Origin of the sequence: Kineococcus indalonis (assembly GCF_009906395.1) — a bacterium.
GTDB lineage: Bacteria > Actinomycetota > Actinomycetes > Actinomycetales > Kineococcaceae > Kineococcus > Kineococcus indalonis.
Map to the genome: position 1 here is coordinate 1 of NZ_JAAALM010000162.1, position 7,716 is coordinate 7,716.

Genomic DNA, 7,716 nt, shown 5'->3' on the forward strand with positions numbered 1-7,716 from the left:
GCGGGGACCTGGAGGCCGCGGTGGCCGCCGGGGCGACACACCTGCGTGTCGGCAGCGCGGTCCTGGGCACTCGTCCGGCGGCGCGGTAACGTCGCCGACGCCGGGCGGCACCGCCGCCGCGGCGGCACCCGAGACCGGAACACCACCCGAGGAGACTGCGATGGCCGGCGCACTGCGCAACGCGATGGTCTACCTCGGCCTCGCCGAGGACGACCGCTACGCCGAGGAGGCGGAGGTCGAGCCCACCCGCGAGCGCGCCGAGACCGCGCGCGGGGCCCACCCCGCCCCGCGGCACGAGTCCCGGCCCGAGGTGCGTCAGGTGGACCCCGCCCCGGTCGCGGAGCGCCGCACGGAGACCACGGGTCAGGTGACCCCGATCAGGAGGCAGGTGGCGCACGTGGTGCCGCAGGTCAGCAGCGCTCCGGAACTGCACCGGATCACGACGATCCACCCGCGCACGTACAACGAGGCCAAGACCATCGGCGAGAGCTTCCGCGACGGCGTCCCGGTGATCATGAACCTCACCGACATGAGCGACGGCGACGCCAAGCGGCTGGTGGACTTCTCCGCCGGCCTGGTCTTCGGCCTGCACGGCTCGATCGAGCGCGTCACCAACAAGGTGTTCCTGCTCTCCCCGCAGAACGTCGAGGTCGCCTCGCAGGAGGAGGAGCGCCCCGCCGAGCGCACCTTCTTCAACCAGTCCTGAGGATCACCCGTGCGGAGGCCGGCGTCGGCGCTGCCCGGCCCCCGGGGCGCCCGTCGTCAGGCAGGATGAACGCGTGGCCCTCGTCTTCTCGCTCCTGCAGCTGGTCGTCCTGCTCTTCTTCCTCTGCCTCATCGCGCGCCTGGTCCTGGACTGGGTCCAGGCCCTCTCGCGCGAGTGGCGTCCGCGCGGTGCCGTGCTGGTCGGCGCCGAGGCCGTCTACACGGTGACCGACCCGCCGCTGAAGGTGCTGCGGCGGGTGCTGCCGCCCCTGCGCCTGGGGGCGGTGCAGCTGGACCTCGCCTTCCTGGTGCTGGCGATCCTGTGCTCGATCCTCATGTCGGTCTTCGGCCGGCTGAGCGCCGCCTCCGTGGTCTGAGGGGCGTCCGCGCGGCCCTGGCGGTGCCGGGTGCGCCGTCCGCTACGGTGTCGCCTGGTGCGCCGTCCGGCCGGGGCGGCCGTCGACAGAGGTGAGCCCCATGCCGCTGAGCCCGGAAGACGTCGTCGAGAAGCGCTTCAACCCCACGCGGGTGCGCGAGGGGTACGCGCAGGACGAGGTGGACGACTTCCTGGACGAGGTCGTCACCGAGCTGCGACGCCTCAACGCCGAGAACGACGAGCTCCGCTCCCAGCTGCAGCGCTGCCGCGCGCGCGTGGCGGAGCTGTCGGGCACCGAGGTCGCCGAGACCGCCGAGGGGCAGGCCGCGCCGGTCGCCGTGGACGCCGCCGCCGCGGTGCCGGCGCCCGCACCCGTCCCGGCCGCCGCCTCCCCCGGTGCCGAGGGCGGCCCGGCCGCGCAGGCCGCCGGCGTGATCGCCCTGGCGCAGCGCCTGCACGACGAGTACGTGCGCGAGGGCCAGCAGCAGCGCGACGCCCTGCTGACCGCGGCGCGCGAGCGCGCGGAGCGGACGGTCTCGGAGGCCGAGGTCCAGCGCGACCGCACGCTGGAGGAGCTGCAGGGGCGCCGCCGCCAGCTGGAGGAGGCCATCGCGCAGCTGCACGGCCGCGAAAGCACCTACCGCGAGCACCTGGAGTCCTTCATCGCCGGGCAGCTGGAGGAGCTGCGCCGCGCCGGCCGGGTCGTGCCGGACGACGCCGTCACCCGCTGAGGCGCCCGCCGGCTGAGCCGCCGGTCCCGCGACGTGCCGCCACCCCGACGGGGTGGCGGCACGTCGTCGTGGTGGGCGGTGCGGCCGGCGGTGCGGCGGGTGGTGCGGGTCCACGTCGACCCGCCACTGGGTGACTTCCTGTTTCCACTTGCTTACGGACAGTCATATCCCTAGTGTTCCCGGCACGCGGCAGGCGGCCGCGTCCAGCGGAGGGGGATCACTGTGGGCACTGCGGCTACGGGAACGGCGACCACGCGGCGCGGCGCGGCCTCGGGCACGGCGGCGCGCGCCCGCTCGGGCGGTGCGGCGCGCGCGGCCGCGGTGCGCGAGCTCCCGGTCGGGCGCAGCGAGGAGGCGTGGACGCCGGCCGAGCTCGACGAGGTCCGCGCCGAGCTGGAGGAGGAGGTCGGCCGGCTGACGCGCCAGCTGGCCGAGGCGACCACCTCGTTCTCCGCCCTGGTCGCCGCGGGCGGCGAGGGCGCCGGCGACGACCAGGTCGACCACGGCGCGGCCACGGCCGGCCGCGAGCACGAGATGACCATCGCCAACAACGCCCGCGACCTGCTGGAGCAGACCCAGCGGGCGCTGGTGCGGATGACCTCCGGCGCCTACGGCGTGTGCGAGTCCTGCACCGGGCCGATCGGCAAGGCCCGCCTGCAGGCCTTCCCCCGCGTCACGCTCTGCGTGACCTGCAAGGCGCGCGGCGAGCGCCGCTGACGTCCGCGCCCCCGGTGCGCCCGTCCGGGCGCGCCGGGGGCCGTGGGGGAACCTCCGCCGCGGCGGTCGTGGGAGACTCGTGCGGCCATGACCGATTCACCGCCGCCCGCCGCGCGCCCGCGCCGCACCTCCCTGGCCCTCGCCCTCGCCCTGCTCGTGTACGCGCTGGACCAGGTGACGAAGGTGCTGGCCGTGGCCCGGCTGGAGCCCGGCGTGCGCGAGCCGCTCGTCGGGGACCTGCTGCAGCTGCACCTGATCCGCAACCCCGGGGCGGCGTTCAGCTTCGCCACCGGGGCCACCTGGGTCTTCACCGCCGTTGCGGTCGCCGTGGTCGTCGTGGTGCTGTGGCTGGTGCGGCGCCTGCGCAGCACCGGCTGGGCCCTCGCCTTCGGCTTCCTGCTGGCCGGGGCGGCCGGCAACCTCACCGACCGCCTGCTGCGCCAGCCCGGGTTCGCCCGCGGGCACGTGGTGGACTTCCTGGAGCTGCCCCGCTGGCCGATCTTCAACGTCGCCGACGCCGGCATCTGCGCGGCGGCCGTCCTCATCGCCCTGATGTCGCTGCGCGGGGTGGGCCTGGACGGCACCCGCGAGCCCGGCCGCGCGCGCGGCGCGGGGGAGGAGTCCCGTGCCTGAGTCCCGCAGCCTGCCGGTCCCCGACGGCCTGGAGGGCGAGCGCGTCGACGCCGCCCTCTCCCGCCTGCTGGGCCTGTCGCGCACCCGCGCCGCCGAGATCGCCGCCGCCGGCGGGGTCCTCATCGACGGCTCCCCGGCCGGCAAGTCCGACCGGGTGCGGGCCGGTGCCTGGCTGGAGGTGGAGGTGCCCGACCCGCCGTCCGCGCCCGCGCTGGTGGCCGAGGTCGTCGAGGACCTGACCGTCGTGCACGACGACGACGACCTCGTGGTCGTGGACAAGCCCGTCGGCGTCGCCGCCCACCCCAGCCCCGGCTGGACCGGGCCGACGGTCGTGGGGGGCCTGGCCGGCGCCGGCTACCGCGTCGCCACCTCGGGCGCCGCCGAGCGCCAGGGCGTGGTGCACCGCCTGGACGTGGGCACCTCGGGGCTGATGGTGGTGGCCAAGAGCGAGCACGCCTACTCGGCGCTCAAGCGCGCCTTCAAGGAGCGCACGGTCGACAAGGTCTACCACGCGGTCGTGCAGGGCCACCCGGACCCGCTGCGCGGCACGATCGACGCCCCGATCGGTCGCCACCCGGGCGCGGCCTACAAGTTCGCCGTGACCGCCGACGGCAAGCCCTCGGTGACGCACTACGAGGTCCTGGAGGCCTTCCGCTCCGCCGCCCTGGTGGAGGTGCACCTGGAGACCGGGCGCACCCACCAGATCCGCGTGCACTTCTCCGCGCTGCGCCACCCGTGCGCGGGGGACCTGACGTACGGGGCGGACCCGACGCTGGCGGCGCGCCTGGGCCTGCAGCGCCAGTGGCTGCACGCCGTGCGGCTGGGCTTCGAGCACCCCGGCACCGGGCGGGCCGTGGAGTTCACCAGCTCCTACCCGGCCGACCTGGCCACCGCGCTGGAGCGCCTGGCCGACTGACGCCGGCCCGCCCGGCGAGGCGCCCCGCACCTGTCCGGGACGCCGCCTACCATCGATCCCGCACCACCCCCGCTGCACCCCTCAGGAGGCGCCTCACCATGGCATCCGCCGACTCCTTCGCCCACCTGCACGTGCACACCGAGTACTCGATGCTCGACGGTGCGGCGAAGGTCGACGACCTCTTCCGGGAGGCCGCGGCCATGGGGATGCCGGCGGTGGCCACGACCGACCACGGCTTCGTCTTCGGCGCCTACGACTTCTGGAAGACCGCCAAGAAGCACGGCGTCAAGCCGATCATCGGCGTGGAGGCCTACCTCACCCCGGGCACCGCCCGGCAGGACAAGACGCGCGTGAAGTGGGGCGACCAGGGCACCCGCTCCGGCGATGACGTCTCCGGCTCCGGCTCGTACACCCACATGACGATGCTGGCGGAGAACACCACCGGCATGCACAACCTCTTCAAGATGAGCTCGCTGGCCTCGCTGGAGGGGTTCCTCTACAAGCCGCGCATGGACCGCGAGCTGCTCAGCACGTACGCGCAGGGACTGATCGCGACCACCGGCTGCCCCTCGGGGGAGGTCCAGACGCGCCTGCGGCTGGGGCAGTACGACGAGGCGCGCGCGGCGGCCGCGGAGTTCCGCGACATCTTCGGCGCGGGCAACTTCTTCTGCGAGCTGATGGACCACGGCCTGGACATCGAGAAGCGCGTGCAGGACGACCTGCTCAAGCTCGCCAAGGACCTGGACCTGCCGCTCATCGCCACCAACGACCTGCACTACACGAAGGCCGAGGACGCGCAGGCCCACGCCGCGCTGCTGTGCGTGCAGTCCGGCTCCACGCTGGCGGACCCCAAGCGCTTCAAGTTCGACGCCGACGAGTTCTACCTCAAGAGCCCGGCGGAGATGCGCCACCTGTGGCGCGACCACCCCGAGGCCTGCGACAACACGCTGCTCATCGCCGAGCGCTGCGAGGTCGAGTTCACCGAGTCGACCGGCGCGTACATGCCGCGCTTCCCCTGCCCGGCGGGGGAGGACGAGGAGAGCTGGTTCGTCAAGGAGGTCTGGAGCGGGCTGGCCAAGCGCTACCCCGACGGCATCCCCGACGACGTGCGCAAGCAGGCCGACTACGAGATCGAGGTCATCGTCTCCAAGGGGTACGCCGGCTACTTCCTCGTCGTCGCCGACTTCATCAACTGGTCCAAGGAGAACGGCATCCGGGTCGGCCCGGGCCGCGGTTCCGGCGCCGGCTCGATGGCCGCCTACGCCATGAAGATCACCGACCTGGACCCGCTGCGGCACGGGCTGTTCTTCGAGCGCTTCCTGAACCCCGAGCGCATGTCGATGCCCGACTTCGACGTCGACTTCGACGAGCGCCGGCGCGGTGAGGTCATCCAGTACGTCGTCGAGAAGTACGGCACCGACCGCGTCGCCCAGATCGTCACCTACGGCACCATCAAGGCCAAGCAGGCGGTCAAGGACTCCTCGCGCGTCCTGGGCTTCCCGTTCGCCATGGGCGACCGCATCACCAAGACGATGCCGCCGGCCGTCATGGGCAAGGACATCCCGCTCTCGGGCATCTTCGACCCGAACCACAAGCGCTACTCCGAGGCCGGGGAGTTCCGCGAGCTGTACAAGAACGACCCGGAGGTCGTGCGGGTCGTCGACACCGCTCGCGGGCTGGAAGGGCTGAAGCGGCAGTGGGGCGTGCACGCCGCGGGCGTCATCATGTCCTCCGAGCCGCTGATCGACCTCATCCCGATCATGAAGCGCGAGGCCGACGGCGCGATCATCACGCAGTTCGACTACCCGACGTGCGAGACGCTCGGGCTGGTCAAGATGGACTTCCTGGGCCTGCGCAACCTCACGATCCTCGACGACGCCCTGAAGAACGTCGTGCTCAACGGCAAGGACCCCGTCGACCTGGAGTCCCTCGAGCTGGACGACCCGGCGACGTACGAGCTGCTCGGGCGCGGCGACACCCTGGGCGTGTTCCAGTTCGACGGCGGCCCGATGCGCTCGCTCCTGCGGCTGATGCGCCCGGACAACTTCGAGGACATCTCCGCCGTCGGCGCCCTGTACCGCCCGGGGCCGATGGGCGCCGGCTCCCACACCGCCTACGCGCTGCGCAAGAACGGCCAGCAGGAGATCACCCCGATCCACCCGGAGCTGGAGGAGCCCCTCAAGGAGATCCTCTCCACCACCTACGGCCTGATCGTGTACCAGGAGCAGGTCATGTCGATCGCGCAGAAGGTCGCCGGGTACACGCTCGGCAAGGCCGACCTGCTGCGCCGCGCGATGGGCAAGAAGAAGCGCGAGGTCCTCGACGCCGAGTACGTCGGCTTCGAGGCCGGCATGAAGGAGAACGGGTTCTCCGCCGCCGCGGTGAAGTCCCTGTGGGACATCCTGGTGCCCTTCTCCGACTACGCCTTCAACAAGGCGCACTCGGCCGCGTACGGGCTGGTGTCCTACTGGACGGCGTACCTGAAGGCGAACTACCCGGCCGAGTACATGGCCGCGGTGCTCACCAGCGTGCGCGACGACAAGGACAAGTCCGCGCTGTACCTCAACGAGTGCCGCCGCATGGGCATCCAGGTGCTGCCGCCCGACGTCAACGAGTCCAGCGCCAACTTCACCCCCGTCGGCAAGGACATCCGCTTCGGCCTCACCGCGATCCGCAACGTCGGCGCCAACGTCGTCGACGCGGTCGTCGCCGCCCGCGCGGAGAAGGGCCGCTACGAGTCCTTCACCGACTTCCTCACCAAGGTGCCGGCGGTGGTGTGCAACAAGCGCACCATCGAGTCGCTCATCAAGGCCGGCGCGTTCGACTCCCTGGGGCACCGCCGCCGCGCCCTCGTCGCCAAGCACGAGGACGCCGTCGACGCCGTCGTGGACGTCAAGCGCAACGAGGCCATCGGCCAGTTCGACCTGTTCGCCGGCCTCGGCGGCGGCGACGGCGAGGCCGGCGGCGGGTTCACCGTGGAGATCCCGGACCTGCCGGAGTGGGAGAAGGGCGAGCTGCTGGCGCACGAGCGGCAGATGCTCGGCCTGTACGTCTCCGACCACCCCCTGTTCGGTCTGGAGCACCTGCTGGCCAACGCCTCGGACTGCTCCATCGCCTCCCTGACGGCCGACGAGTCCCGCCCCGACGGCTCCCAGATCACCATCGCCGGGATGATCACCGGCCTGCAGCGCAAGATGACCAAGCAGGGCAACCAGTGGGCCATCGTCACGGTGGAGGACCTCGAGGGCGCCATCGAGTGCCTGTTCTTCCCCCAGTCGTACCTGACGGTCGCCCCGCTGCTGGCCGAGGACCTCGTCGTGGTCGTCAAGGGGCGCCTGAACCGGCGCGACGAGGTGCCCACGATCTACGCCTCCGAGCTGCAGGTGCCCGACGTCAGCGCCACCGACGGCATGCCCGTCACCGTCTCGCTGCCCACGGCGCGCTGCACCCCGCCGGTCGTGGAGCGGCTGCGCGACGTGCTCACCACCCACCCGGGCACCACCGAGGTCCGGCTGCGGCTGACGAAGGCCGGCGGGGGGTCCGGCACCCTCATGCGGCTGGACGACGCGCTGCGCGTGACGCCGAGCCCTGCGCTGTTCGGCGACCTCAAGGCGCTGCTCGGGCCCACGTGCCTCGCC

7 protein-coding genes and 1 pseudogene are annotated in these 7,716 nt (G+C 72.8%); all 8 read left to right on the forward strand.

Features of this window, described 5'->3' with window-relative positions:
• Positions 1 to 89 (forward strand): annotated as a pseudogene (locus GTR00_RS26345) (YggS family pyridoxal phosphate-dependent enzyme); the annotation flags it as partial.
• A gap of 71 nt (positions 90 to 160) precedes the next feature.
• Positions 161 to 706, forward strand: coding sequence for a cell division protein SepF (locus tag GTR00_RS09930; protein ID WP_166611466.1), 546 nt, complete (start codon positions 161 to 163; stop codon positions 704 to 706).
• 73 nt (positions 707 to 779) lie between these two features.
• Complete coding sequence (locus GTR00_RS09935; protein ID WP_166611467.1) at positions 780 to 1,082, forward strand: YggT family protein; 303 nt, start codon at positions 780 to 782, stop codon at positions 1,080 to 1,082.
• A gap of 100 nt (positions 1,083 to 1,182) precedes the next feature.
• Entirely contained in the window at positions 1,183 to 1,812 is a 630-nt protein-coding gene (locus tag GTR00_RS09940; RefSeq protein ID WP_166611468.1) for a DivIVA domain-containing protein, read from the forward strand.
• A 321-nt stretch (positions 1,813 to 2,133) separates the two neighbouring features.
• Positions 2,134 to 2,529, forward strand: coding sequence for a TraR/DksA family transcriptional regulator (locus tag GTR00_RS25730; protein ID WP_323132375.1), 396 nt, complete (start codon positions 2,134 to 2,136; stop codon positions 2,527 to 2,529).
• An 87-nt stretch (positions 2,530 to 2,616) separates the two neighbouring features.
• Positions 2,617 to 3,162: a signal peptidase II gene (gene lspA, locus GTR00_RS09950; protein WP_166611470.1), complete on the forward strand. Its 546-nt coding sequence runs from the start codon at positions 2,617 to 2,619 to the stop codon at positions 3,160 to 3,162.
• Positions 3,155 to 4,078: an RluA family pseudouridine synthase gene (locus GTR00_RS09955; RefSeq protein WP_166611471.1), complete on the forward strand. Its 924-nt coding sequence runs from the start codon at positions 3,155 to 3,157 to the stop codon at positions 4,076 to 4,078. The genes lspA and GTR00_RS09955 overlap by 8 nt, the downstream gene beginning before the upstream one ends.
• A gap of 98 nt (positions 4,079 to 4,176) precedes the next feature.
• Positions 4,177 to 7,716 (forward strand): DNA polymerase III subunit alpha (dnaE, locus tag GTR00_RS09960; protein WP_166611472.1); only part of this gene is annotated, 3,540 nt, incomplete at its 3' end.

Bases quoted from the DNA above. Each gene is read 5' to 3' on its own strand.
- lspA (WP_166611470.1), top strand. From the start codon at position 2,617: ATGACCGATTCACCGCCGCCCGCCGCGCGCCCGCGCCGCACCTCCCTG.
- GTR00_RS09930 (WP_166611466.1), top strand. From the start codon at position 161: ATGGCCGGCGCACTGCGCAACGCGATGGTCTACCTCGGCCTCGCCGAG.
- GTR00_RS09940 (WP_166611468.1), top strand. From the start codon at position 1,183: ATGCCGCTGAGCCCGGAAGACGTCGTCGAGAAGCGCTTCAACCCCACG.